The sequence below is a fragment of the Marinobacter xestospongiae genome (genome assembly GCF_023156385.1).
GTDB lineage: Bacteria > Pseudomonadota > Gammaproteobacteria > Pseudomonadales > Oleiphilaceae > Marinobacter > Marinobacter xestospongiae.
Genome location: NZ_JAKZAK010000013.1, coordinates 1 through 23,178 on the forward strand (window position 1 = coordinate 1; position 23,178 = coordinate 23,178).

Consider the following 23,178-nt stretch of genomic DNA (forward strand, 5'->3'; position numbering starts at 1 on the left):
GTGTTGGCGATGGTGGCGATTACGTTACCGCCAGCGGTCACGGTGCCACCGCCATTGGGGCCGCCGGCGACGGTCAAGTTGCCCCCCGTGACCACACTGAGCAGATCCGACGCATCGGCGCCGCCATTGCGCACCAGCGTCAAACTGGCACCGGAATAGTCGCCATTGCCCCCGTTTAAGGCATCCAGTTCCAGATCGCTGATGGTGGCGTTGGCATCCAGCGGCACCGCCGCAGCGCCTTCGGTATAGCTGGGGGTGTCATCCAGGCCAGTGAATACCGGTGCATCGTTAACGGCATTCACGGTCACACTGGCGGTGTCGGTGGCGCTGGAAAACGCACTGCTACCGCCACCACTGGAGGCATCCGCGGTGCCACCGGCGACACCGGATGAGGTATCCCAGGCGCGGAAGGTAAAGGTGGCGCTGCCGGTGTAATTGGCATCGGGCACAAATCGCACCAACTGCGTGCTGGCACCGCCCAGACTGCCATCGAGCAGCCGTGCAGCGGAGGTGATGTCGACACTGCTGCCCGTGGTGCCGGAAAAACTGCTCCAGCTGGCGCCGTTATCGGTGCTGTATTGCCACACGCCGTTGGTGTTATCCACTTGCGTCACGGCGATGGCTTCCACCGCACCACCGTCGACGTCGGTGATTGAGCCATCAACCACCAGATCGGCCACCGAGGTGCCGGTGTTATTGGCATTGTTCGAACCATCGTCATCGCCATCGGCGCCAGAGCCGTCATCATCCCCGGCGTCTTCATCGATGGCCGTTAACACCGGCGACTGCCCGGCATCCAGCACCGGCGCATCATTGGCGGGAGTAATCGTGATGGTGACGGTATCGGCCGTACCGTTGGAGGTGCCGTCGTTCGGCGTGACTGTAAGGGTGGCTGTCGCGGTATCGTCAGCGGAGGTGGTGAACTCAATATTGCTGGTATTGTCGAGGAAGGTATTTAAATCTCCTTCAGCGCCTGCCAGTGTCATGGTGCCGGTGCCAGAGTTGGTCACGGTTACACCACCAAATGAGCCATCACCAGTGACGGAAGCGATGGTGCCGCGATCTACGGCCAGCGTCAGGGTGATGGTGTCGCCATCGTCATCGGATACGTTGTAGGCGGATAGGTCAATGGCGGTAGCGACGTCTTCGGTTGCGGTATCGTCGGCGGGCGTGCCGCCTAAGTCCGGGGCGGTATTAGCGGGAGCTGCTGTAAAAGTTATATTGTCTATTACAAGGCGAGTGTCATTCGCATTAGCTTCGTTTGCTATAGTAAACCCGGTAACTCCTGTCCAATTTAAACCGGAGAAAGTCTCTATTCTACCGAATAGGCTATCGTCATTGTTGTTGTCGTTATTAGGGTCTTGGTTGTTAATGGTTAAAGTGCTTCCCGATCCACCAATCGGAGTCAAAACCCAATTAAAATCAATATTCAGAGCGCTCCCAAAATCAAGCTGAGTGATATTTATTGGCGAGTTGAATGTAACATTCCATTGCCCTGCGTTAGCGTTAGCGCTAGCAATGCCCGCTACGGCGATTCCACTGCCTCCATCAACGCCGCTTGCATCAAACAACGTAAGACTAGCTGAGTTGGCAGTGCTGATCGAAACTTCAATACCAGATTCGGTTTGCGTGACTGTTGTAGTTCCGCCACCTGAGGTGTTGCTCTCAAAGTCGTAGGCTGCCAACACTCCTTTGTAAGAGCGAATCGCACCACCTGAAAACCCAACGGCGGTGGCAATTGCACCAATCTGCACAGCAAAATCCCAGTCACCACCAAAATCGGCTGCACCGGTCAACGTACGTGATGCGGCGATGTTGGCGCCAGTTGCCTCAGCGAGGGCCACAACAAAAGACTTACCCTTAGCCGTTTTCGCCACTTCACAGCCATACAGCAGGATATCGCCGTCTTTCGCCAGCGCCTGGCCGATCCTGCAGAGCTCATCCTGATAGCGCTTCAGTGAATCCCTGGAAAGGGTAGCATCGCCCAATATCTGAACGCCGCTATAGCCATGTCCCAGAACATGAATAGCGCCAAAACCATGGTGGGTTCGTGCCCATTCGGCCATTACCCGAATACCATCCTGATCCGGGGCAACCAGCACCACCTCGATGCCTTCGGAGACTCCCTCAATCAGGGTTTGATAGTCGTAAAGCCCCGTGTCGATGAACGCGACCTGGCGGCTGGAGGCCGAAGTGGGGATAACGGTGCCATCGGTAGGCAAGGTTCGAACACTCATTCGGTTACCTGCTGATCAGATAATATGGTGTTGTGGGAACAGGGAAGGGGCTGGTCAGCGGTTGCATGGACTTAGAGGCGACACTTCCCTGTTTTTATAACCTGTAGATTAGAAAGGGATTGGTAGAAAACCTAATAAAATATTGTGATTTCTGTGTTGCAGTGGGTGTCGGTGTGTTGCGGTAGGTAGGTCTTACTGTGCTGTCTGTGAGCCGCAGTCGCCGGAGCGCGACTGCGGGAGGTGTCTGGAGTTGGTGCCGGAGGATGTCGAAGCCTTTCAGAACTGGTACCCGAAGCTGGCCCATAGCCGCGGCTCACGTTGGCGGTCGTCGGACTGGGCATCCCCGCCGTCCAGTGTCCAGGCGCTGCTGAGATCGAGGTTGAGGCTGTGGCGACGGTAGCGCAGGCCCAGGCCGGCGCCGGCCAGGGAGCGGGCATCGCCCTCGTCGGCGCCGCCATTGGGAGTGCGGCCCTGGTCGTAGAACAGGTAGGGGGCCAGGCCAAAGTCAGTGTGGTAGCGCAGTTCCAGCTGGGCCAGCCAGCCGCGGCTGTCGGAGCCCTCGCCGTTGGGGTAGGCCCGCACGCCATTGGGGCCGCCGAGCTGGAAGCTCTCGGAGCCGTCCAGGTGTTTGCGGTCCGCCCATTGCCCGGTGACCCGGCCATAGGCCTGCACGCCATCGCCCAGGGTTTGCAGGCGTGCCAGGTCCAAGTTGACCTTGGTGAAGCCGTAGTCGGCCCCGGTCTGCCCCGACAGCGACTGGTCCAGCACGCCGGGGGTCAGCCCGAGGCTGCCGTAGGTGAGGCCGCCCTGGCCAAGGGCGTCGCGGCTATCGAAGCGCAGCACCAGGGGCAGGCTGTGGCTTTCGGTGGCCTTGCGGTAGTCGGCAAAGTCGATGGTGTCGTCCAGGTCCTTGTAGCGGTACTGGGCGCTGAGGGAGAGGTTTTGGGTCTGGCGGCGCACCAGCGGGTAGCTGAGCCCCGTGGTGTAGACATGGGCGGTGCCGGTGTAGCCATCAAAGCCTTTGCCCAGGGAGTAGTCGGTGTGGGCGTAGCCCAGGTCGGCGCGCAGGCCGCTGCTGCCAATGGGGCGTGAATAGTCCAGGTTGCCCAGCCAGGTCTGCTCACTGGAATACAGTGCCGTCACCTGGAGTTCATCCCCCACCGTAAGCAGGCCGCGGGCGGTGGCGCCCACGCGGCCCCGGTAGGCGCCGGAGAAGCGGTTGCCGTGGTTGTCGGCACCCACTTCAAACGCAACACGATCGCTTTCCTGCACGCGGACGTCCAGGTCACCTTCGCCCACCGCCTGGCCGGGCCGCAAGACCGGCGTGACGGCGAGCCCGGGCAGGTCCCCCAACAACAGCATCTGCCGCTCCAGCGGTGCGGAGGCGATGGCCTCTCCACTGGCCAGCGGCGTGAGGTAGGGCTGTGCCGCCGTCACCAACTGCGGGTCGTCGCTGTGGGCGGTGACCTGGCCATAGCGACCTTCCACCACCTGAATGGTGAGGGCACCGTCGTTCAGCGATTGGGCGGGCAACAGGGCGTGGGTGAACGGGTAGCCCTGGTCGCGATAGAACCGGCTGATGTTGTTGGCCAGACGGCGCAGACCGGCCAGGTCCCGGGGGTGGCCAAGGGCACTGGGAATAACCCGGGCCAGTTCGGCGTCGGAGAAGCGCTGGTTGCCCTGGAAGGTGATGGCCGTGAGGATGACCGTGCGGCCGCCCGGGTCGGTGTCGGTCAGCGCTTCACCCTGCAGTTCCAGATCCACCGATGGCGCGGTGGGGCTGAGGGTGTCGGGCTGGTTCTGTTGCAGAATCTGGCCGGCGCCCGGCGCTGTCTGTGCCTGGGCAAGCGGGGCCATAAGCGGTGCTGCCAGCACCAGGGCCAGGGTAAGGGTCTGATTGTTACTTCGTTGCATGAGTGCGGTATTCCCGTGCCAAAATCCGTTGAAGAGCCACTGATTGGCTGCCGATCCTCTCTGAGGGCGCCCGCTGGGCAGCCCTCCGTTCGTGCATTGGCGCTAGTCGGCAGCGCCTAACAGTGTCTGCTCTGGCAGTCGGATACCGCTGCCTTCCACTTCGATGTCGATGCCGGCGTTCACTGATGACGAGCGATCCTGCCGCTGCGCGACCTGCCGTTGCAGCGTGGAGATGCTCTCGCCTGGCGCTGCGTCCATGCTGGGCTCTGGCTCTGGCTCTGGCTCTGGCTCTGGCTCCGGTTCTGGGTCAGGATCTGGCTCCGGCTCCGGCTCCGGCTCCGGCTCCGGCTCCGGCTCCGGCTCTGGATCTGGATCTGGATCTGGATCTGGCTCTGGATCTGGCTCTGGCTCCGGTTCCGGTTCCGGTTCTGGGTCCGGCTCCGGTGGCGGAGTCGGCGGCAGGGCGGCGATCAGCAGCTCGCCCTCTTCAAATGTGATGGCGTAGTTGGGGTTGGCGGCGTCGGTCAGCGAGCCTTGCTGGATGGCGTAGCGACCCGTGCCCTCACCGGGGGCGCGGCTCAGGGTGCCGGTCAGGTTGTCGCCGGCGACCAGGCCGCAGTCAGCCGTTGCGGCGCCACAGCCGGCCTGCCAGGTGAGAGCGGGGTCGGCCTGGCCCTGGCGTTTGCGCAGGTCATCGGCGGTGACGGTGACCGGGCGGGGGGTGATGGTGAGGGTGCCGTCGTTGAAGGTCAGGTCGTACCCCTGTTGGCCGGAGTACAGGCCATCGAGCGCAATCCCATAGCTGCCGGCATCCTGGCCGCCACCGGTGATGCTGGCGGTGCCGAGGATCAGGCCGCTGTCGTGGGAGCCACTGGCGCTCCAGCTCCCCGGGCCGGTCTGGGCGGTGCCGTTGTAGGTGGCGCTGGCATCATCGGCGGCCACCGTCAGCGATGTGAGAAAGCTGCGCAGCAGCGGGGTGGTGTGACCTTCGTAGAGGCGCCAGACGCTGCCGGTGCCGCCCTGGGCATCGATGTCCCAGTTGGCGTCAGTGAAGGTGGAAAGGGTTTGCAGGTCGGTCAGGCTCTTGCCGATTACGCCGGCTGCCGCCGCATCGTTGCCAACGCCAATGCGGCTGGGGTTGGCATCCTGGTTCCAGAACACCTGGCTGAGCGACGCCGAATTCTGCAGATTTCCGACGGCGCCGCCGACAAGAGTACTGCCGGTTACCTGGCCGGTGGCATAACTGTTGGTGATGGTGCCGCCATTGTACTGGCCCACCAGCCCCCCCACCTGTGCGCCGGGGCTACTGACATCGCCGCGGGCATAGCTGTTGCTGATATCCATGGAACCGGCGCCGACCAGCCCACCGGCAACGCCCTGGCCCTCTGACAACACCGCCACATCCGTGTAGCTGTTTTGGATAACGCTATCGTCTCCGAACCCAACCAGCCCGCCAGCCCCAAAAAGCGCGGCCGTTACCTGACCACGACTCGCAAAGCTGCTGTTGATGGCGGTGTTGCGAGCGTGCCCCACCAGAGCACCAACATAGAGATTTCCCGCCAGGCTGACATCCGATAACCCGATATTCCTCAACGTGGCGCCTTCGGTGCCTCCAAACAGCCCAACAAAGCCTTCGGTGGGACGCTGAATGGACAAGCCGTCGATGATATGGCCCCCGCCATGGAGGCTGCCGGTGAAGCGGTTTGCGGAATCGCCAATGGGATCAAAGCCTTCGCCGTCATGCCAGTTGGCGGTGCCGCTGGCGTCGATATCGTTGGCCAGGACGAAGGAAGGGCCCAGCAGGCTGTGAGACCCGATCCCCTGCAGGCCGTAGATGTCGGTTATCACGATAGGGTCAACCCCGCTTCCACCGCCACCGGCGGTCCGCCGGAACGTCGCGTTCGCTGGATCGATACGAAAATCGTGAACAGCGAAGTCTGGCAGATTGCTGGTCTCCTGTTGCCAGCGGCCACCGGCCAGGTCGAAGACACTGCCCGCGCCGCCGTCAATGGCGCCGATGTGGGTGATACTGCCGCTGGTGTCGATGCGCAGGGTGCCGTTGTCCCAGCTCACGCCGTTGGTGAGGGCGACATTGCCGGCGGTGGCTACATTACTGTCGGTGACGGTTCGATCACCGGCAATCAGATCGACCCCCTGCTGGCCGGAATAGAGGCCATCGAGGTCCAGGCTGGCCAGGTATTCGCCGTTATTGGTGCTGCCGGCGAGGGTCAGCGCGGTGTTGGTCTGGCTGCCGGAAATCCGCGGATCATTCAGCGCATCGCCTGCGGCGGCGCCGATATTCGTCAGGTGAGCGCCGCTGCCGTCGTACTCCGGCCGCACCGTCAGTGGAGTGAGGAAACTGCGCAGCAGTGGGGTGGTGTGGCCTTCGTAGAGGCGCCAGGTGCTGCCGGTACCGCCCTGGGCGTCGATGTCCCAGTTGGCTGCCAGAAAGTCACCCAATTGCTGCATATCGACCTCAGACAGGCCAGACCCTCCGGCGGATGAAGTTTGCCCTGTGCCGTCGATGCTGTAAAAGCTGTCCTGGACGGTCTCTCCATTCCAGCCATAGCCAATCAAGCCCCCATGATTCGTGCCGGTTGCTCCGGTTACCCGTCCGGCGGCGTAACTCCGATCAACCGAGCCTCCCTCCAGTTCACCGATCAGGCCTCCCAGGTCGTTACCGGTGCCGGTCACGGTGCTGACAGCGTAGACATCTAAGATCGTGGTGGTTTTTGATTTGCCTATCAGTCCGCCAAGCTGCGATGCGCCGGTGACGGTGCCGGAAGCATAGCTGTTGCGAATCTCGCTGTTCCAGGCGTTGCCGATCAGGCCGCCGCCAAAGTCACCGGCTAACTCGACATCGGCAGTGGCGAAGCTGTTGCTGATGTCGACGCGAGTGGTGTAACCGACCAAACCGCCGACATTCTGGTTGCCACTGATTTGCCCGGTGGCATTGCTGTTGTGGATGGTGGTCTGGTAGCCATCTCCCACCAAGGCACCGACCTGGTTTTCCCCGGTAATCTTGACGTCCACCAGTCCGACATTGCGAATTACGGCGCCGTTGGTTGCACCAAACAACGCGACGTTGTCTTCACCGTAGAACCCACCGGTCGGTGCAGAAACCAAGCCGCTGATAGTATGCCCCAACCCATCGAACCGACCGGTAAAGGTATGGCCATAAGTCACTCTGCCCAGTGGCGCAAAGCCCTTTGCCCAAGCCGCCGTGGCGCTGGCATCGATATCACTGCCGAGTACATAGTTGCCCGAGAGACCGCCTAGAATACCCTGCAGATCCGTGCCGCTATTGGAGCCCTCCGTTCCCAGGTCGGTGATGATGGTGTAGTCGATGGGCGTGCCATCGCTGCCTTGCAACGTGCTGAAATGGCTAGTGCTGGCAAGGTCTACTGGCGCATTGACGTAATAATTGGCGGTATTGCCCGCTGCAAGGCTGTCCTGCCCATACAGCAGCGACAGAGTCCCGGCACCGGTGACACTCACCTCACGGTTGAATTCGATATTACGCTCGGCATTCAGGGTCAGGGTGTTGGCGCTGCTCCAGCTCACCTCATCGTTGACCAGAATGTCGCCATTGCCCCCATCCGTTCCCATGGTGGCAGTTTCGATTTCAAAATCGGTGGTAGCCAGGGCATCACTCACCGCTTGGCCGGTCATGTCACCGCCACTGGCGGCGATGGTGAAGTCTTTGGGGTCGATCAGCCAGGTGCCGGTATCGCCGCTGTCAGCGTGGGTGGTCACGGTGGTGCCGTCGGCCACCTGCACCTGGGCGGCAGAGGTTTCGATAAACCCGCTGTCACCCGCATCGGGGCTCAGGTCAGCCGGCGCGGAGGCATCCAGTGTACCCGCCACCTGCACCCTGCCGCTGGCCATATCGCCCATCAGCATGATCTCGCCCCGGTCATTGCTGGCCAGGGTGCGGGCTTCGGTGATGCCGGTGTGGTTGATGACGCTGCGGGTCAGTTCGTTGGCGGCCCTGGCGGTGAGATAAACCAGCCCGCCATCGGCGCGAATGGCGCCGCCCTGTTCGATGTGGGTTTCCAGTCGGGCTTCGTCGACTTCAATTTTCACCGGCCCGCCGAGATCGAGGGTCACCTTATTGCCCGCGCCCATCAGGGTGCTGCCGTTGGGAGTGGTGATGCTGCCGGTGTGGATGATTTCGGCGGCGATCATCGCCACCGCGCCGCCTGCGGCACTGGTGATGCGACCGGCGTTGATCACCGCATTGCCGCTGTCGCCCTCAAAACGATAGTTGCCCGCCATGAAGTCGTCAGTGGTGATGTCCAGCGTTGAGGCAACCAAGGCGCCCACATCCACCTGGGCGGTCCGGGAGAAGTGAATACCGTTGGGATTGACCAGGAACACCCGGCCATTGGCGGAGAGGGCACCGCGAATGTCGGAGACGTGGTTGCCGGTCACCCGGTTCAGTGCCGCGGCCTCGGCGTTGGGCTGCTGGAAGTGGACCGAGTGACCCTCGGCGATGGAGAAATCGTCCCAGTTGATGGCCAGGTTCTGGCTGTCCTGATGGATGGTGAGCCGGTTGCCCTGATGGTCAAAGCCGCCGTTGCCATCGATGATCCGCCCGCCGGTGGGCAGGTCGCTGGCAAACGCCGGCAGTGTCACCAGCAACAGCCCGCCCAACGACAATGACCGGGTGGGCTGCTTGCCCCGCCCGGCGGAGGGGCTTCGGGTCTGTCGTCGGGCATGCTCTCCCACGGCCTGCCAAACGCCTTTGGTGGCATTCCAGACGGTTCGGTAGGTGTGGTTCATGGCGTCTCATCCTCTGATAACGGGTCGTTTTTTTATAACGGGTGAGGATAAAGAAGCGCTGGTGGGGACGGCTATGGTGGCGCTTTATGACTTTCCCAATGTTTATCATTTTTCCTGGTTAGGTTGCATACTGGTTTCAATGCGCAAGGATTTTCTTGTCGACACCGGCGACTTGCCACAAACTTCATGAGGGGCTCTGGTCAGAGATCCCATAGCTTGGACCCATGTTGCATGCGGAATGTGTATGTCCGGTGATCGGGGCAGAGGGGAAGCAGTGGCCCCGGAACTGACTGCAAAATCACCGTCGCCATCGTCCGGGCTGTTGTCGGGCTTGGCGCTGCGTACCCTGTTGCTCAGTTTGTTGCTGGTGGGTGTGACGCTGGGGGCGATCCTGCTGGCGCTGCATGCCTTTGGTCAGTACCGCGACACCATTGCCGAGCTTGACCAGCAGCAGAACCGCGGCCTGGCAACCGCGCATTTGCTGCTTCAGCAGACCGAGGGTCTGGTCTCCAGCAGCTCACTGCTGTTGCTCGCCAGTACCCACTTCCAGCGCCGTGAGGCGATGTTCGAGATTGCCGACCGTGCCGAGTGGGTGGGCCGGCTGGTCAACCAGCTGGCGGCGCTGCGGGGGGAGTCTTCCCGCGTTGACGACATTCTGGCGGTACGCCAGCAACTGATGGCCAATGTCGCGGCCATGCAGGGGCTGGTACACCAACGGATCGATCTCCGGGCCGCACTCAGCGGTGATTCGCCGCCGAGCCGGGCCAGACTGGAGCAGCTGGCTGACGTGGAGATGCAGCTGGCGGCGATCATTCGCGACAACCGGCTGCTGTCCCGCAACCTGGGCATTTCGGTGGGCTACCACGTGACCGCCATTCGTGAGCAGGTGCAGGGCACCATCGGCGATCTCAACGCGGACATCGCGCGCCTGGAGACACTGCTTAAAGCCTCGGCGGTGGCGGTGATTCTGGCGGTACTGCTGCTCCTGGGCTTCATTCAGTTCGGTGTGGTCCGGCGCCTGCGCCGACTGCAGGCGAGTTTGAGTCGCCCCCGCCCACTGCCAGAACACATCGAGGTTCGAGGCGGCGACGAAGTGGCCCACATGGGCGCCGCGATCCGGCGTTACGTTCACAGCATCAATCTCAACGAGCAGCGCATTCTGGAAATGAACCGGGAGCTGAACTTTCTGGCGACCCACGATTCCCTCACCCGGCTGCACAATCGCCACTATTTCGAACAGGCGCTGAAGGTTCATGGTGAGGCGCCACAGGGCAGCACACTCTGTGTGGCGCTGATGGACATTGACCACTTCAAGGCGATCAATGACAGCTTCGGCCACGATGCCGGCGACAGGGTGTTGCAACACATCGCCCGGTTGATCCGGCGGGAGTTGCCCGATGAGGTGCTGGTGGCCCGCTATGGCGGCGAGGAGTTCGCGCTGCTGGCCCGGGATGTGCCATTCAAGGCTCTGCAGCGGGGGCTGGATGTGCTGCGGCGGGAGATTGCTGCGATGGTGATCGAGGTGGGGTCGCAGCGTCTTGCAGTAACCATCAGCATTGGCCTGGCCCAGCAGCAGCCCGGCTGCGCCCTGGCCACCACAGTCAAGGTGGCTGACGAACGCCTGTACCAGGCCAAGAACGCCGGCCGTAACCGGTTGGTGGCCCATTCTCCCAGACCTTCCGGCAATGAGGTGTCGTTATGATGCGTGTTTTTCTCCGGCTGAGAGTGCCCTGGTTGGCTCTGCTGCTGTTTCTGCCGCCGCTGCTCTGGGCCAACGATACCGTCACCATCGATCGCCAGATCCAGCCGCCCCACCTCGACCCCACACTGACGCCCTCCGCCAGCGTGGCCGAAGTCACTCACATGAACGTTTTCCAGGGGCTCACCCGGCTGACGAGGGAAGCCCAGGTCCAGCCGGCCCTGGCCACTGCCTGGTCGGTCAGCGACGATGGTCTGACCCTGACCTTTAACCTCCGCCGGGGCGTGGTGTTTCATGATCGCCGACCGTTCAACGCCGAGGTGGCGGCGTTCAGCCTGGCGCGACTGGTGGACCCGGACTCCGGCAATCCCCAGCGGCCGCTGTACAGCGCCATCGAGCGGATTGAGGTGAGCGCGCCGTTTGAACTGCGGCTCCACCTGACGCGGCCGGATGCCCTGTTGCCCTATCGGTTGGCGTTCTCGGCGGCGGTGATCGTTCATCCTGACAGTGTCGAAACCAATGCCACCCGGCCGATCGGCACCGGTCCCTATCGGGTGCTGCCCTGGGAGGGTGGGCCGGTGTCATTGACGGCGTTTGAGGAGTACTGGGGGCCCAAGCCGGCGATCCGCCATGCCCATTTCACCTTTACCGCCAATCGCATTGAGCTGGAGAACAGCCTCAGTGCCGGCAAGGTGGATGTCCACGCCGATGCCAGCCCGCTTCCCAGCCATTTGCAACTGGCCTTGCACCACGATTTTTCGGTGTTGCAGGGCAACGGCGAGGGCGAGGTGATCCTGGCGCTGAACCACGCCCACCCGGCGTTGCAGGACCTGCGGGTCCGCCGCGCCCTGGCCCATGCCATCGACCGGCAGGCGCTGCTGTCGATCTACGAACAGTTCACCCCGCAACTCATCGGCAGCCACTTCTCCCCCCAGCACCCGGCCTACGTGGATCTGGTGGATCGCTACCCCTATGATCCCGACCGTGCCCGCGCGCTGCTGCGTGAGGCCGGGGCGGAGTCCCTGAGCCTGACGCTGAGCCTGCCACCGCCCATCTATGCAGAACGTGGCGGGCTACACATCGCCAGCGACCTGGAGGCGGTGGGGATTGCGGTGCAGGTGGAGCGGCTGAGCTGGCCTGACTGGCTGGACCGGGTCTTTAACCGGAAGCTCTACGACATCACTTTGATCTCCCACGTCGAGCCGATGGACATCGATATCTACGCCCGGGACGATTACTACTTCAACTACCACAGCCCCGAGTTCCAGGCACTCTGGCGGCGCATTGAACGAACCCAGGATGAGCCGCAACGCAACAGCCTGCTCGGCGACGCCCAGCGCCTGATCAGCGACGACGCGGTGAACGTGTTCCTGTACATGAAGCCCCAGCACTCCATCCACCGCACCGGGCTGAAAGGACTGTGGCAAAACGCCCCGATTCCCGCGGTGGTGCTGGAGGAAATGTACTGGGCGTCGCCCTAGTGCCCCAGAGCGACGCAGTAGGTCAGTGCAGCTTCAAACGGGGATGCATAGCGCGGCTGATCTTGTCCATCAGCCAGATCACCCCGGTGCGCAGAAAACCGTGCAGGGCAACCTGGTGCATGCGATACAGCGAGACGTAGAACAGCCGGGCAACCTTGCCCTCGATGTACATGCTGCGGCCGGAGAGGTTGCCCATCAGGTTGCCGACGGTGGTGTAGCGGCTGAAGTTGATCAGCGAACCGTGGTCCTTGTAGACAAAGGGCACGTCTTCGCGGCCCTCGAGGCGGTTGACCAGCGTCTTGTAGAGGGTGTCGGCTTGCTGGTGCGCGGCCTGGGCCCGCGGCGGTACCGGACGGTCGGAGTCCGGTTGCGGGCAGGCGGCGCAGTCGCCGAAGGCGAAGATGTCGCGGTCGGCGGTGGTCTGCAGGGTCTGGGTTACCACCAGCTGGTTACCGCGGTTGGTGTCCAGGCCATCGAGTTTGGCGAGGAAGGCCGGTGCCTTGATGCCGGCCGCCCAGATGGTCATGGCTGAGGGCAGCTCGGTGCCGTCTTTCATCACCACGCCGTCGGCTTTCACTTCACTGACCGGCTGGCCGGTGAGTACTTCCACATGCTGGCGTTCCAGTTCCCGGGTGGCGGCGGCGGACAGGCGCCCCGGCAGAGCCGGAAGGATGCGATCTGCCGCCTCGATCACGCGGATGCTGACGTCCTGTGGCTGCAGCGAGTTCATGCCGTACACCGGCAGCTCGCGGGAGGCCAGTCGCAGCTCTGCCGCCAGTTCCACCCCGGTGGCGCCGGCCCCAATGATGGTGATCGGCAATTGCGCCGGCTGGCCGTGCTTGGCTTCGTGGTTGGTGCGCAGGAAGGCGTTGAGCATCAGGTTGTGGAAACGCCGGGCCTGGGCGAGGCTGTCCAGGAACAGGCAGTGGTCCTGGGCGCCGGGCGTACCGAAATCGTTGGCGGTGCTGCCCACGGCGATGACCAGGGAGTCGTACTGGACATGGCGCTCCGGCACCACTTCCACCCCCTCGTTGTCGTAGAACGGTTCCAGGGTGATCTGGCGGTTTTCCCGGTCAAGGTCGCTCATGCGTCCCAGCTGGAATTCGTAGTGGTGTTTGCGGGCGTGGGCGCGGAAGTTGATCTCATTGGTGCTGGCGTCCAGCGACCCGGCCGCCACTTCATGCAGCAGTGGCTTCCAGACGTGGGTGAGGACCGCGTCAATCAGGGTAATACGGGCTTTCTGACGCTTGCCCAGCTTATTTCCCAGGCGCGTTACCAGTTCAAGACCACCGGCTCCTCCGCCGACAACGACGATGTGATGCAGTTTATCCATGGATGCAGTTCCTTAAGTGAAGACAGCGAAAGGCTCTCAATCCATCGACTTGAAAACGCTTCGCTTTCTTCACTTGTCCCGCTCCCGGTGCATCCCCCGGAAGGCGCGCCTATGCTATCCCGATGCCAGCGGGGAAACAATGTCGCTCTCCGGTCTATTAGCACCATACCAATTACGACGATAGTGGCGGGCGAGATGTGACAACAGTGCGGCATGTGCTTACCCGGTGCTCAGTTTCCGTCGGGCTGGGAGGGCGAACTGGTTCGGGTTTCCATCCGGGATTAAGATGCCTGTCTGCACCGCGCCCTTGGACGGGCCTGTTGTGCAGTTGCTCGCTTTAAGCCGCCAAGAAAGGCAGTTTACTGAGAATTATCAGGATGTCGCGTGAGCCAGCTATGGAAAGTAGCGAGAATGATTGAGGATTTTCCCCGCTTCAAGTACCACCCAGACCCGCTAACCACGGGTGTCTTTGTTGCCCTCAAGGGGCAGTGTCCAGTCTGCAATCAACAGACAGCCTATCGTTATGTGGGACCTTTTTACTCCGAAACTGAAGTTGAGGGAATCTGTCCCTGGTGTATCCACAGTGGTGCGGCGGCCGAGTGCTACGATCTGATGTTTGTTGACGAAGACGAGGTTGAGCCTGTCTCCCAACCCGAGCGAGTCTCTGAACTGACGAAGCGCACACCAGGGTTCTTTTTCCCCCAAGGTGACCGATGGCCTGCCCACTGTGGTGACTATTGTGTCCTATTGGGATCGGTAAGTTGGAATAACGATCTCTCCAGCTTACCTGGGGTGAAAGAGGATCTGAGTAGAATCCGGGCTCGACTGGAAGTGACAGATGACCTGCTCCGAGCTGATCTTTGTCGCCCAAACAGCCCGCTTCGGGCCATTCTATTCAGGTGCGAAAAGTGCCTTACTTATCAACTGGTCGCGGATTACGAATAGCTCACTGTATAACTTGTCGCCTGCGTTGGTGATTCTGTGAATCGCGCTGATGGTTAGGTGTGTGACTCCATGGAATTGGGAGTAGGAGAATGAAGGGACTATTGGTTGTTGCCACAGTACTGGCGCTTGTACTTGGTATTGTCTGGTTACAATTCTATCTGAATCGGTTCTGGGCCCGTCGAAGGTTCATCGCTGCGATGAAACGGCCGGTTATTGACTGTGAGTCAGCGACGAAAATTCAGGCTGCATTCCTTGAGATCATGGCTCGAGGGGAGACGCCTTACCTGGTTGTGGCTACTCAGGAAGCCGGGGTTGAGGTGCCGGAACAGTGTATGGAAGGGCCTGCAACCACGCTGGATATCTCGTTTCGGGCGGCCAAACGTCTGCACTGGCAGCGCAACGTTCTGGTGTTCAGAGTGAGCTTCAACGGTATTCCTGAGTGGGTGAGGGTGCCTGCGCCGGCAATGGCAGGATTGTTCTCGGCGGAAACGGGGCGGGGCGTTGTTCTGCGGGAGTCTTTGGTGGACTGTTGCGGCCAGTTAGGGGCTTGAGGGCCCGGATGCTGCTCCTCAGGGCGCGACGTCGACTCTGAGACGGCGATGTGCCCCACCGACCCTTTCCACCAATACCGCATCCGGACTGAACGGATGCAGATGGTCTGGAACGTCTAGCCCCTCGAACCGGTGGCGCACGAAGTCGTACACCTGGGGCTCCAGGATGGGGCCGTAATAGAGATAGCCTTGAGGTTCTCCCCGTTTCAGGAAAAGCACGGAGTAAGGCGGGGCAGCCACATCAAGCTGAATGGGGCGTTGTGCGCTGTTGGCCTGTGAATCGATTCGGAAGAATGCCCAATGGTCACTGGCGGATGCGGCGAAGTCGTTGAGGTAGTAAGCGAAGTCGCTGTAGGTCTCGTCAGCATCGAGGGGTGCAGCATCGATGGCGATGACCAGAGCTTTGCCGGCAGACCAGGCTGCAAACAGCGGGCTGGTGGTTTCAGCTTGAGCTGTGACGCTGAGCAGCAACATCAGGCTGAGGAGGCAGAGTGATCGTAGCGATATCATGGCTGTTCTTGCGCTTGGGTGGATTTTGGTAAGGCTCCCGTTCCCGGTGCGGGTGGACTGACGGTACAGTGACGGCTTGTGTGAGTACAGGGAGTGTTTCAGATGACGTTGATGGGAGTGCTACTGGGCACGCTTGCTCAGCTGGTGTTTGCCCTACTGTTGTTTATGTTGGCCGTCTTTGCCGGAGCGAGCGTTGCCAATAACCGGGAACTGGCACCGCGCCGACTGGCCATGCTGAACTGGGCGATCTACGTCTTACCGGGGCTATGTGTGGTAAGCGCTGTGGTGGTGATTGTCAGCTATCTGCTGGATGCCTCTGCTGGCTATTATCTTTGGTATGGGCTGCCGCTCGCCGGAGTGTTGTTCTATGGCATTGTCATCAGCGATTCGTTGAACGCCGTTGTACTGTCCCGACGTTTCTGGTTGCCGGCGGCCATCATGCTTGCCGCCGTTATGGCAACGGGGGGATACGCTGGGGTGTTTGGATTTCTGAACAAGCAGGATGTGCTGTTGTTTCCGCCTGTGAAAGGGCTCCTTACCCTTGAGGGTGAGCCGGTGGCGGATGTCGAGATCATCCGCGAAGCGACCTATGACGATGTGGACAGTCAAACCGTGAATACGGACGCGAATGGCCGCTTTGCGTTTCCTGAATGGATAACCCGCTCGAGTACGCCGGGGGAGCCGCTGGCCGAAGCCCGTCTGCGTCAGGTGATCGCAGCGAAGTATGAAGGCGAATACTATGTATTGTGGCAGTACACCACCGACCGGGTGGATGAGGAACCGGTAATAGCTCAACGGTTGGCGAATCTGGACTGTGATCTTGCAGATGAAGAAACAGACCACTACTTTCCCATTCCGGACAAGCCGCAGTTTGACCATATTGTTGGCAGTATCTGTCGCTGGTCTTCCTAGCGCCAAGCAGGCCTATCAACGTACGATTACAGAGTGAAAAGACCACTATCCGAGGTATAAGGAGCAACACGTGAAAATCACTGTCAGCGGTATCAGCGAGGGTCAGCCGATTCCCGAATCGTTTGCTTTCGGTGTGTTCAGTGCCGAGGACCACATGAGCTTCGGTCCCAACCGCAACCCGGAAGTCAGCTGGGAAGACGCCCCGGCCGGAACCAAGAGCTTTGCCGTGGTGATGTTTGACCCGGATGTTCCCAGCGTTGCCGACGACGTCAACCAGGAAGGCAAGAGGGTGTCTAAGGATCTGCCGCGGGTGGATTTCTTCCACTGGCTGCTGGTGGACATTCCGGCATCGGTCAGTCGTATTCCGGAAGGCGAGGACAGCGACGGTGTGTTGCCCAAGGGCAAGCCGGCGGGTCCGGGGCCAATTGGCGTGCGTGGCATCAACACCTACACCCAGTTCCTCGCCGGCAATCCGGACATGGCCGGCACCTACGCCGGTTACGACGGCCCCTGTCCGCCCTGGAACGATGAGATCCTCCATCACTACCACTTTGAGGTGTACGCCCTCGACGTGGAGACTCTGGGCCTCAGTGGCGAGTTCGATGGCGAGGCTGTACGTGAGGCGATGGCGGGCCATGTCCTCGCCCAGGCGCGAGTGACCGGGACCTACACCCTTAATCCGGACCTGCGTTAAGCGCTTTCCCGGTCACGCCGATGGGCGGGGCCGGGGCATCTCCTGCCGAAGAAATACCCTTGTGCCGGGTAACAAATCCCCCCAACCGGTGTCAGTGTCTTGGAAGCAATGGATTCCGGAGGCCTGGATGCAACGTCTGAAACTGATTCCCCTGGCCGTGTTGTTGTGGCTGATGGCGGTGCCGGCTATGGCCGGTGACCCGGAACGCAGCGAGGTGGTGTTGTTCTCGCAGCCCTATTGCCCGGGGTGCCTGGCGGCCAAGCAGTTCTTTGCCGAGCAGGGCGTTGCCTATCGCGAATTCGATATCAGCACGTCCGACGCGGCTCGCGACACCTTCGAGCGACTCGGTGGCCAGGGGACGCCGTTCCTGCTGATTAATGGCCGTCGGGTACAGGGGTTCTCGGAACCGGTGGTGGCGCCGTTGCTGTCTGAGAAGCCTTGACTCAACCCTGATCAGGTCCTGAACCGTCTTTGGACTGGCTGGCCAGCGCCCGTTCGATTTCCTCATCCAGCCGGCGGGCGTAGCGGTCATCCAGACGCTGGTCGCTGTGGCCCTTCATCAGCTCGATGCTGTTGCGGAGGTTGGCAACGAAGGAACGGCAGTGGCGGCACATCATCAGGTGGGTGCGCACCGACAGCCGTTGCGTCAGTGGCAGGTCACCTTCGATGTAATCGCTGGCGATCACCGCCAGATCTCGGCACATCAGCATTGGCCAGTCTCCTGAAAGTGCTCCACCATCAGGAAAATCTTTTGTCGCGCCCGGTGGAGCATCACCCGCAGGTTGGACGTACTGACCCCCAGAATGTTACAGACTTCCGCCGACTGCCGCTGGTGGGCTTCGTAGAGCATCAAGGCCGAGCGCTGGGCCTCGGGCAGCTGGGACAGATGTTTGTCCAGGCAGTCGCCAAGGGCGCCGTTTTCCAGCAGGCTCTCGGCGGTTTCCCGGGTGCTCAGCTGGGGTGGCTGGGACCAGCGGCCGTCGCTGCGAAATCGGCTTGCCAGTTGCGGTTCCAGCGCCTCGCTGAAATCGGTCTGAACTTCCCGCTGGCTCCGGCGCAGGCTGTTTTTGGCCTGGTTGGCAACGATGCGATGGAGCCAGGTCTTGAGGCTGGCGCGCCCCTCAAAGCTGGCAATGGCGCTGACCACCCGGGTCCAGCACTCCTGCACGATGTCCTCGGCGCTGCTATGGTCAGTGTAATAGCGCGCCACTGCCAGCATACCGGGGGTGTAGCGGCGCACCGCCTCCCGATAGGCAGCGGCCTCGCCTGCCTGTAGTCGCAACACCAGTTGCTGTTCGTCGTCGTGTTCCCGAGTTGGTGGCATGTCGTTTTCTTTTATTGGTTGCATTCGTGAAGGTAAAGAGACAGAAAAGTGAACTTTGTTCCGTAACATCCTGCAAGAATAGGTGTCCATGGCCGCAGTGATTCCACTCAAAAGGTAGTCGAACCCATGATCAATCGGAAAAAGCTTGTCCTGATCGCCATCATTGCCCTGCTGGTAGGGTTGTTTGTTGTCTTTGATGGCCATCAGCTGTTGACCCTGGCCAACCTTCAGGCCCACCAGGCCTCGCTGGCACAGTGGATTGCCGATAACACCCTCGCTGCGGTGGGTGGGTTCGTGCTGATCTACATCGCGGCCACGGCGCTGTCGCTACCGGGGGCTGCGGTACTGACGCTGGCCGGTGGTGCCTTCTTCGGTAACCTGCTGGGTTTGGCGGCAGCGTCGGTGGCGTCCACCGCAGGCGCGTCGCTGGCGTTTCTGGCGGCCCGCTTCCTGTTCCGGGATACCCTGCGCCAGCGCTACGCCGAGACCGTCAGGCGGATGGATCGGGGGATCGAGAAGGACGGGGCCTTTTACCTGGCCACCCTGCGTCTGGTGCCGGTGTTCCCGTTTTTCCTGATCAACCTGGCCATGGGTCTCACCGGCATGAAACTGCGCACTTACGCTTTGGTGAGCTGGCTGGCGATGCTGCCGGGCACGTTTGTGTACGTGAACGCCGGTACCCAACTGGCGCAGATCGAAACCCTGGGGGACATCGTATCACCGGGCGTGCTGGGGGCTTTTGTGTTGTTGGGGGTGTTTCCCCTGGTGGCCAAGTTTGCCCTCGGTTTCGTGCGTCGGCGCCGGGTATACCGGGGCTTCCAGCGCCCGCAGCAGTTTGACTACAACCTGGTGGTGATCGGCGGTGGTTCCGCCGGCCTGGTGTCGGCTTACATCGCGGCGGCGGTCAAGGCCAAGGTGGCGCTGATTGAGCGTGACCGCATGGGCGGCGATTGCCTCAACACCGGCTGTGTGCCGTCCAAGGCGCTGATCAAGAGCGCCAAGGCCGCTGACACCATGCGCCATGCCGATCGTTACGGCCTGGACTCGGTGCCGGTGCAGGGTTCGTTCGCCAACATTATGGCCCGGGTGAAACGGGTGATCGCCCAGGTGGAGCCCCACGACTCGCCGGAGCGTTACCGCAAATTGGGGGTGGACTGTATCGCCGGTTCTGCGGAGTTCGTCTCGCCCTGGGAGGTAGCGGTCACCCACAGTGATGGTCGCCGGCAAACCCTGACCGCGCGCAGCATCATCATCGCCACCGGTGGCCGTCCGGCAATGCCACCAATCCCGGGGCTGGAGCGGATGGAGCCGTTGACCTCCGATACCCTCTGGTCGCTGACCGAACAGCCACAACGGCTGCTGGTGCTCGGTGGCGGGCCAATCGGTTCGGAGCTGGCCCAGGCCTTCCAGCGTCTGGGCAGCCAGGTGATCCAGCTGGAGCAGGGCGACCGCCTGCTGGCGAAGGAAGACCCCGAGGTGACCGAGCTGGTGCAGCGCCAGTTTGAACGGGACGGCATTGATCTGCGGCTGGGACACCGTGCCCTGGAATTTGCCGAGGAAGACGGCGAGCGGGTGGTCTATTGTGGCCGCGAGGGCGCGGATAACGCTGAGGAGCGGGTCCGTATCGGCTTTGACCGGGTGCTGGTGGCGGTGGGCCGCAGTGGCAATACCCGCGGCCTCAATCTGGAGGCTCTGGGCATTGAGCCGGAACGCAATGGCACGGTGCCGGTGGAGGATGACCTCAGCGTACGCTTCCCCAATGTGTTTGCCTGCGGTGATGTTGCCGGTCCGTACCAGTTCACCCACGCGGCGGCACACCAGGCCTGGTATGCCTCGGTGAACGCGTTGTTCGGCCAGTTCCGGCGGTTCCGGGTGGAGTACCGGGTGATGCCCTGGGTGACCTTCACTGGCCCTGAAGTGGCCCGGGTGGGGCTGAGCGAGACCGAGGCGCAGGCTCAGGGTGTGGCCTACGAAGTGACCCGCTACGGCATTGACGACCTGGATCGGGCCATTGCCGAGAGCGAGGACCATGGCTTTATCAAGGTACTGACCCCGCCCGGCAAGGACCGCATCCTCGGCGCTGTGGTGGTAGGACAGCACGCCGGTGAGATCCTGGCGGAATTCACCCTGGCAATGAAACACGGGTTGGGGCTGAACAAGATCCTGGGAACCATTCACCCCTATCCGACCTGGAACGAAGCGGCCAAGTACGCCGCCGGGGAGTGGAAGCGGGCCCACGCACCGCAACTGGTGCTGCGGCTGCTGGAAAAGCTGCACCGCTGGCGCCGGGGCAAACCCGGGAACGCCGCGTCCACGGCGGTGGAATCACAGCAGCTATAACAAGGGCCGCCAAACCTGAGTTGGCGGCAGCGATGAGAGACAGGAGACAACATGCCCTCTAACGCGAGCAGTGCCCGTCGCATTCCGGCGGTGGAAGTGATTTCGCCGCGCGCGGTGGACAGCTGGACCCACACCCGCTCCGGCGATCCCCGGGGCTACATCGACAGTGACCAACTGCGGGAGCTGTGGATACACACCGGCACCGCCTGCAACCTGGCCTGTCCGTTCTGCCTGGAAGGCTCCCACCCCGGTGACGGGCGTATCCCCGGCATGACCCTGGACGACGTCAAACCGTTCATTCATGAAGCGCTGGAGTTGGGCGTCAGCCAGTTCTCGTTCACCGGCGGCGAGCCGTTTGTGATCCGGGACTTCGTCAACATCCTCAACTACGCCAGCCAGCACCGCCCCTGTTTTGTGCTCACCAACGCCACCGAGCCGCTGCTCAAGCGTCGCCACCAGGTGTTGCCTCTGCTGCAGAATCGCCACGACATCCACTTCCGGGTCAGCCTGGATTACCCCAATGCCCTGCGCCATGACCGGGATCGGGGGGATGGCAGTTTTGCCAAGGCGCTGGAGGGCATTCGCTGGCTCAGGGAGCAGGGCTTTGTGGTGTCGATTGCCCGCCAGTCGGATGAGGGTGAAGACCCGGAGGAAGTGGCGGCCGCGTTCCGTCGCATCTTCCGGGAGCACGGCATTCCCGAAGACCTGGCCTTCACCGCGTTTCCCGATCTGGGAACCCCAGGCTCGGAGGACGGCAGTCCCGAGATCACCGAAACCTGCATGGAGAAGTACCCGAGCCGGGAAAGCCGGGCCCACTTCATGTGCACCTACACCCGCATGCTGGTGAAAAAGAAGGATCAGGTCCGGGTCTACGCCTGCACCCTGGTGGACGATGACCCGGACTACGACCTGGGGGCGACCCTGAAAGAAAGCATGGACCAGCGGATCATGCTGCGACATCACCGCTGTTTTGCCTGTTACCGCTTTGGTGCCAGTTGCGCCGAGCCCACCTGATTGGACCAAGGGAGACCACACCATCATGTCGATTACCGAAGCAACCCTGTTCTGGGGCTTCCTGCTGGTTTACGGCGCCATCATGTACTGGCTGTCCCCCCGCAGCACCACGGCCAAGTCGTTCTATCAGGGGGCAGATGACAAGGGCAATCCGGTCAGTAAGTGGTCACTGACGGCGAGTATCTTCATCAGCTGGATCTTTGCCAAGTCGGTCACCAACGCCGCCAACCTGGGGGCAGCCTACGGCGTGGTCGGTGGCCTGGCCTACGCCACCTACTGGCTGTCGATTCCGGTGGCCGGCTATGTGATCTACCTGATCCGTACCCAGACCGGCGCCACCAGCCTGCAGGACTTTCTCACCTCCCGCTTTGGCCGGCTGGCGGCGCTGAGCTTTGCGGCGGCGATCCTGATCCGGCTCTACAACGAGGTGTGGAGCAACACCGCGGTGGTGGGCGGCTACTTCGGCCTGCCCGGGGAGTGGCAGTACTACGCCGCGGCGATGTTGTTCACCGCCTTTACCCTGGCCTACAGCCTCAAAGGCGGGCTGCGCAGCTCGATCTTCACCGATGCGATCCAGGCGGTGGTGTTCGTGTTCTTCGTTGGCGCCGTGCTGTTCCTGATCGTCCCGGCCAACGATACCGGAACCCTGCTTACCACCGGCGAGTTCCGCCTGGAGGCGGGCATGGACCTGTTGCTGGTGGCCGGGCTGCAGATCTTCAGCTACCCCTTCCACGACCCGGTGCTGACCGATCGGGGGTTCGTCAACCGCGAGAAAACCATGCTCAAGAGCTTTGTAGTGGCGGGTCTGCTGGGCTTTGTCGCGGTGTTTATCTTCAGCCTGGTGGGGGTTCATGCCCAGCTCAATGGTATCGAAGCCATGGGCAACGCGCCGGCAGCGGTGGGGCAGTCCCTGGGGCTGACCGCGCTGTTCTTCATGAGCGTGGTGATGATGACGTCGGCCGGCTCCACCCTCGACTCCACCTTCACCTCGCTGGCGAAATCGCTGGCGGTGGACCTGCCCCGGCTGGCCCGCCGGGCGGCAGACCGGTTGCCGAGCCTGCGGGTGGGGGCCGTGGTGATGGTGGTGTTTGCGATTCTCGGCAACCTGCCAATGTTTGCCGGCACCGACATCCTCAAGGCCACCACCATCTCCGGCACCATGGTGATGGGGCTGGCACCGGTGTTCCTGTTCTACGGCTTTACCCAATGGTCGCCCTGGAGCTTCCACCTCAGCTTCTGGGGTGGCCTGACGCTGGGGGTGTTGCTGGCCATGGGGCTGGTGCCGGCGTCCTGGGCCATCGGTGAGGGCAAGTACGCCATGCTGCTGGGAGTGAACGCCTACGGCTTCCTGATCTGCAGCGCCGGTTTCTTCCTGCCGCTGGTGCTGCGCCGTCTGGCCGGGCGAGCGGTCGAGCCCAGCCGCAGTGCCAACTGAGATG

18 protein-coding genes are annotated in these 23,178 nt (G+C 62.0%); 11 read left to right on the forward strand and 7 right to left on the reverse strand.

Annotated elements, in window-relative coordinates; genetic code table 11:
- The 3 genes from MLD24_RS10415 to MLD24_RS10425 form a co-directional block, all read right to left on the reverse strand.
- The coding region (locus MLD24_RS10415) for a DUF4347 domain-containing protein (RefSeq protein WP_248166568.1) at positions 1–2,237 on the reverse strand (2,237 nt) is incomplete at its 3' end.
- A 276-nt stretch (positions 2,238–2,513) separates the two neighbouring features.
- The gene (locus MLD24_RS10420) at positions 2,514–4,151 is read right to left on the reverse strand and encodes a ShlB/FhaC/HecB family hemolysin secretion/activation protein (RefSeq protein WP_248166569.1); all 1,638 of its coding nucleotides are present in this window, start codon (positions 4,149–4,151) and stop codon (positions 2,514–2,516) included.
- A gap of 102 nt (positions 4,152–4,253) precedes the next feature.
- Positions 4,254–8,936, reverse strand: a complete 4,683-nt coding sequence (locus tag MLD24_RS10425; protein WP_248166570.1) for a two-partner secretion domain-containing protein — start codon at positions 8,934–8,936, stop codon at positions 4,254–4,256.
- On the opposite strand from MLD24_RS10425, the gene MLD24_RS10430 reads away from it, so the two are divergent.
- From MLD24_RS10430 to MLD24_RS10440, 3 genes are all read left to right on the forward strand, one after another.
- Positions 8,935–9,126: a hypothetical protein gene (locus MLD24_RS10430; RefSeq protein ID WP_227172868.1), complete on the forward strand. Its 192-nt coding sequence runs from the start codon at positions 8,935–8,937 to the stop codon at positions 9,124–9,126. The two genes, MLD24_RS10425 and MLD24_RS10430, sit on opposite strands and share 2 nt — an antisense overlap.
- A gap of 84 nt (positions 9,127–9,210) precedes the next feature.
- Entirely contained in the window at positions 9,211–10,638 is a 1,428-nt protein-coding gene (locus MLD24_RS21675) for a GGDEF domain-containing protein (protein ID WP_248166571.1), read from the forward strand.
- Positions 10,635–12,116, forward strand: a complete 1,482-nt coding sequence (locus tag MLD24_RS10440) for an ABC transporter substrate-binding protein (RefSeq protein WP_248166572.1) — start codon at positions 10,635–10,637, stop codon at positions 12,114–12,116. The genes MLD24_RS21675 and MLD24_RS10440 overlap by 4 nt, the downstream gene beginning before the upstream one ends.
- A gap of 22 nt (positions 12,117–12,138) precedes the next feature.
- Here the strand turns inward: MLD24_RS10440 and MLD24_RS10445 are convergent, their stop codons facing one another.
- On the reverse strand, positions 12,139–13,449 hold the full coding sequence (locus MLD24_RS10445) for an NAD(P)/FAD-dependent oxidoreductase (RefSeq protein ID WP_248166573.1): 1,311 nt from the start codon (positions 13,447–13,449) through the stop codon (positions 12,139–12,141).
- A 411-nt stretch (positions 13,450–13,860) separates the two neighbouring features.
- Between MLD24_RS10445 and MLD24_RS21735 the strand changes: the two genes are divergently transcribed.
- Together MLD24_RS21735 and MLD24_RS10450 are read left to right on the forward strand one after the other, a co-directional pair.
- Entirely contained in the window at positions 13,861–14,394 is a 534-nt protein-coding gene (locus tag MLD24_RS21735) for a CbrC family protein (RefSeq protein ID WP_425562363.1), read from the forward strand.
- A gap of 89 nt (positions 14,395–14,483) precedes the next feature.
- A complete protein-coding gene (locus tag MLD24_RS10450) occupies positions 14,484–14,945 on the forward strand; it encodes a ClpXP protease specificity-enhancing factor SspB (protein ID WP_248166574.1) in 462 nt (153 codons plus the stop codon).
- Positions 14,946–14,963: 18 nt separating this feature from the next.
- Here MLD24_RS10450 and MLD24_RS10455 read toward each other — a convergent pair whose 3' ends face one another.
- Positions 14,964–15,455, reverse strand: coding sequence for a hypothetical protein (locus MLD24_RS10455; protein WP_248166575.1), 492 nt, complete (start codon positions 15,453–15,455; stop codon positions 14,964–14,966).
- A 102-nt stretch (positions 15,456–15,557) separates the two neighbouring features.
- On the opposite strand from MLD24_RS10455, the gene MLD24_RS10460 reads away from it, so the two are divergent.
- The 3 genes from MLD24_RS10460 to MLD24_RS10470 all read left to right on the forward strand — a co-directional run bounded on the left by MLD24_RS10460 (position 15,558) and on the right by MLD24_RS10470 (position 17,503).
- The gene (locus tag MLD24_RS10460) at positions 15,558–16,367 is read left to right on the forward strand and encodes a DUF4198 domain-containing protein (RefSeq protein WP_248166576.1); all 810 of its coding nucleotides are present in this window, start codon (positions 15,558–15,560) and stop codon (positions 16,365–16,367) included.
- A 70-nt stretch (positions 16,368–16,437) separates the two neighbouring features.
- Positions 16,438–17,061 carry a YbhB/YbcL family Raf kinase inhibitor-like protein gene (locus MLD24_RS10465; RefSeq protein ID WP_227172864.1) on the forward strand — a complete coding sequence of 208 codons (624 nt, stop codon included), beginning with the start codon at positions 16,438–16,440 and terminating at the stop codon, positions 17,059–17,061.
- A gap of 127 nt (positions 17,062–17,188) precedes the next feature.
- Positions 17,189–17,503 carry a glutaredoxin family protein gene (locus MLD24_RS10470; RefSeq protein ID WP_248166577.1) on the forward strand — a complete coding sequence of 105 codons (315 nt, stop codon included), beginning with the start codon at positions 17,189–17,191 and terminating at the stop codon, positions 17,501–17,503.
- A gap of 1 nt (position 17,504) precedes the next feature.
- On the opposite strand, the gene MLD24_RS10475 is transcribed toward MLD24_RS10470, so the two are convergent.
- Both MLD24_RS10475 and MLD24_RS10480 read right to left on the reverse strand, forming a co-directional pair.
- A complete protein-coding gene (locus MLD24_RS10475) occupies positions 17,505–17,771 on the reverse strand; it encodes an anti-sigma factor family protein (protein ID WP_227172862.1) in 267 nt (88 codons plus the stop codon).
- Complete coding sequence (locus MLD24_RS10480; RefSeq protein ID WP_248166578.1) at positions 17,765–18,385, reverse strand: RNA polymerase sigma factor; 621 nt, start codon at positions 18,383–18,385, stop codon at positions 17,765–17,767. Before MLD24_RS10480 ends, MLD24_RS10475 begins: the two co-directional genes overlap by 7 nt.
- Positions 18,386–18,511: 126 nt before the next feature.
- Between MLD24_RS10480 and MLD24_RS10485 the strand changes: the two genes are divergently transcribed.
- From MLD24_RS10485 to MLD24_RS10495, 3 genes are read left to right on the forward strand one after another with little or no spacing between them, the layout of a single operon-like run.
- The gene (locus tag MLD24_RS10485; RefSeq protein ID WP_282450593.1) at positions 18,512–20,725 is read left to right on the forward strand and encodes an FAD-dependent oxidoreductase; all 2,214 of its coding nucleotides are present in this window, start codon (positions 18,512–18,514) and stop codon (positions 20,723–20,725) included.
- A 51-nt stretch (positions 20,726–20,776) separates the two neighbouring features.
- Positions 20,777–21,739 (forward strand): radical SAM protein, encoded by a 963-nt coding sequence (locus MLD24_RS10490; protein ID WP_248166579.1) that lies wholly within the window; start codon positions 20,777–20,779, stop codon positions 21,737–21,739.
- A 25-nt stretch (positions 21,740–21,764) separates the two neighbouring features.
- The gene (locus tag MLD24_RS10495) at positions 21,765–23,174 is read left to right on the forward strand and encodes a sodium:solute symporter family transporter (protein ID WP_248166580.1); all 1,410 of its coding nucleotides are present in this window, start codon (positions 21,765–21,767) and stop codon (positions 23,172–23,174) included.
- Positions 23,175–23,178 lie beyond the last annotated feature (4 nt).

Excerpts from the sequence above, each read along its gene's own strand:
- MLD24_RS10420 (WP_248166569.1), bottom strand. The coding sequence starts at position 4,151 with ATGCAACGAAGTAACAATCAGACCCTTACCCTGGCCCTGGTGCTGGCA.
- MLD24_RS10430 (WP_227172868.1), top strand. The coding sequence starts at position 8,935 with ATGGCGTCTCATCCTCTGATAACGGGTCGTTTTTTTATAACGGGTGAG.
- MLD24_RS10425 (WP_248166570.1), bottom strand. The coding sequence starts at position 8,936 with ATGAACCACACCTACCGAACCGTCTGGAATGCCACCAAAGGCGTTTGG.
- MLD24_RS10440 (WP_248166572.1), top strand. The coding sequence starts at position 10,635 with ATGATGCGTGTTTTTCTCCGGCTGAGAGTGCCCTGGTTGGCTCTGCTG.
- MLD24_RS10445 (WP_248166573.1), bottom strand. The coding sequence starts at position 13,449 with ATGGATAAACTGCATCACATCGTCGTTGTCGGCGGAGGAGCCGGTGGT.
- MLD24_RS21735 (WP_425562363.1), top strand. The coding sequence starts at position 13,861 with ATGATTGAGGATTTTCCCCGCTTCAAGTACCACCCAGACCCGCTAACC.
- MLD24_RS10450 (WP_248166574.1), top strand. The coding sequence starts at position 14,484 with ATGAAGGGACTATTGGTTGTTGCCACAGTACTGGCGCTTGTACTTGGT.
- MLD24_RS10455 (WP_248166575.1), bottom strand. The coding sequence starts at position 15,455 with ATGATATCGCTACGATCACTCTGCCTCCTCAGCCTGATGTTGCTGCTC.
- MLD24_RS10460 (WP_248166576.1), top strand. The coding sequence starts at position 15,558 with ATGACGTTGATGGGAGTGCTACTGGGCACGCTTGCTCAGCTGGTGTTT.
- MLD24_RS10470 (WP_248166577.1), top strand. The coding sequence starts at position 17,189 with ATGCAACGTCTGAAACTGATTCCCCTGGCCGTGTTGTTGTGGCTGATG.
- MLD24_RS10475 (WP_227172862.1), bottom strand. The coding sequence starts at position 17,771 with ATGCTGATGTGCCGAGATCTGGCGGTGATCGCCAGCGATTACATCGAA.
- MLD24_RS10480 (WP_248166578.1), bottom strand. The coding sequence starts at position 18,385 with ATGCCACCAACTCGGGAACACGACGACGAACAGCAACTGGTGTTGCGA.
- MLD24_RS10485 (WP_282450593.1), top strand. The coding sequence starts at position 18,512 with ATGATCAATCGGAAAAAGCTTGTCCTGATCGCCATCATTGCCCTGCTG.
- MLD24_RS10490 (WP_248166579.1), top strand. The coding sequence starts at position 20,777 with ATGCCCTCTAACGCGAGCAGTGCCCGTCGCATTCCGGCGGTGGAAGTG.
- MLD24_RS10495 (WP_248166580.1), top strand. The coding sequence starts at position 21,765 with ATGTCGATTACCGAAGCAACCCTGTTCTGGGGCTTCCTGCTGGTTTAC.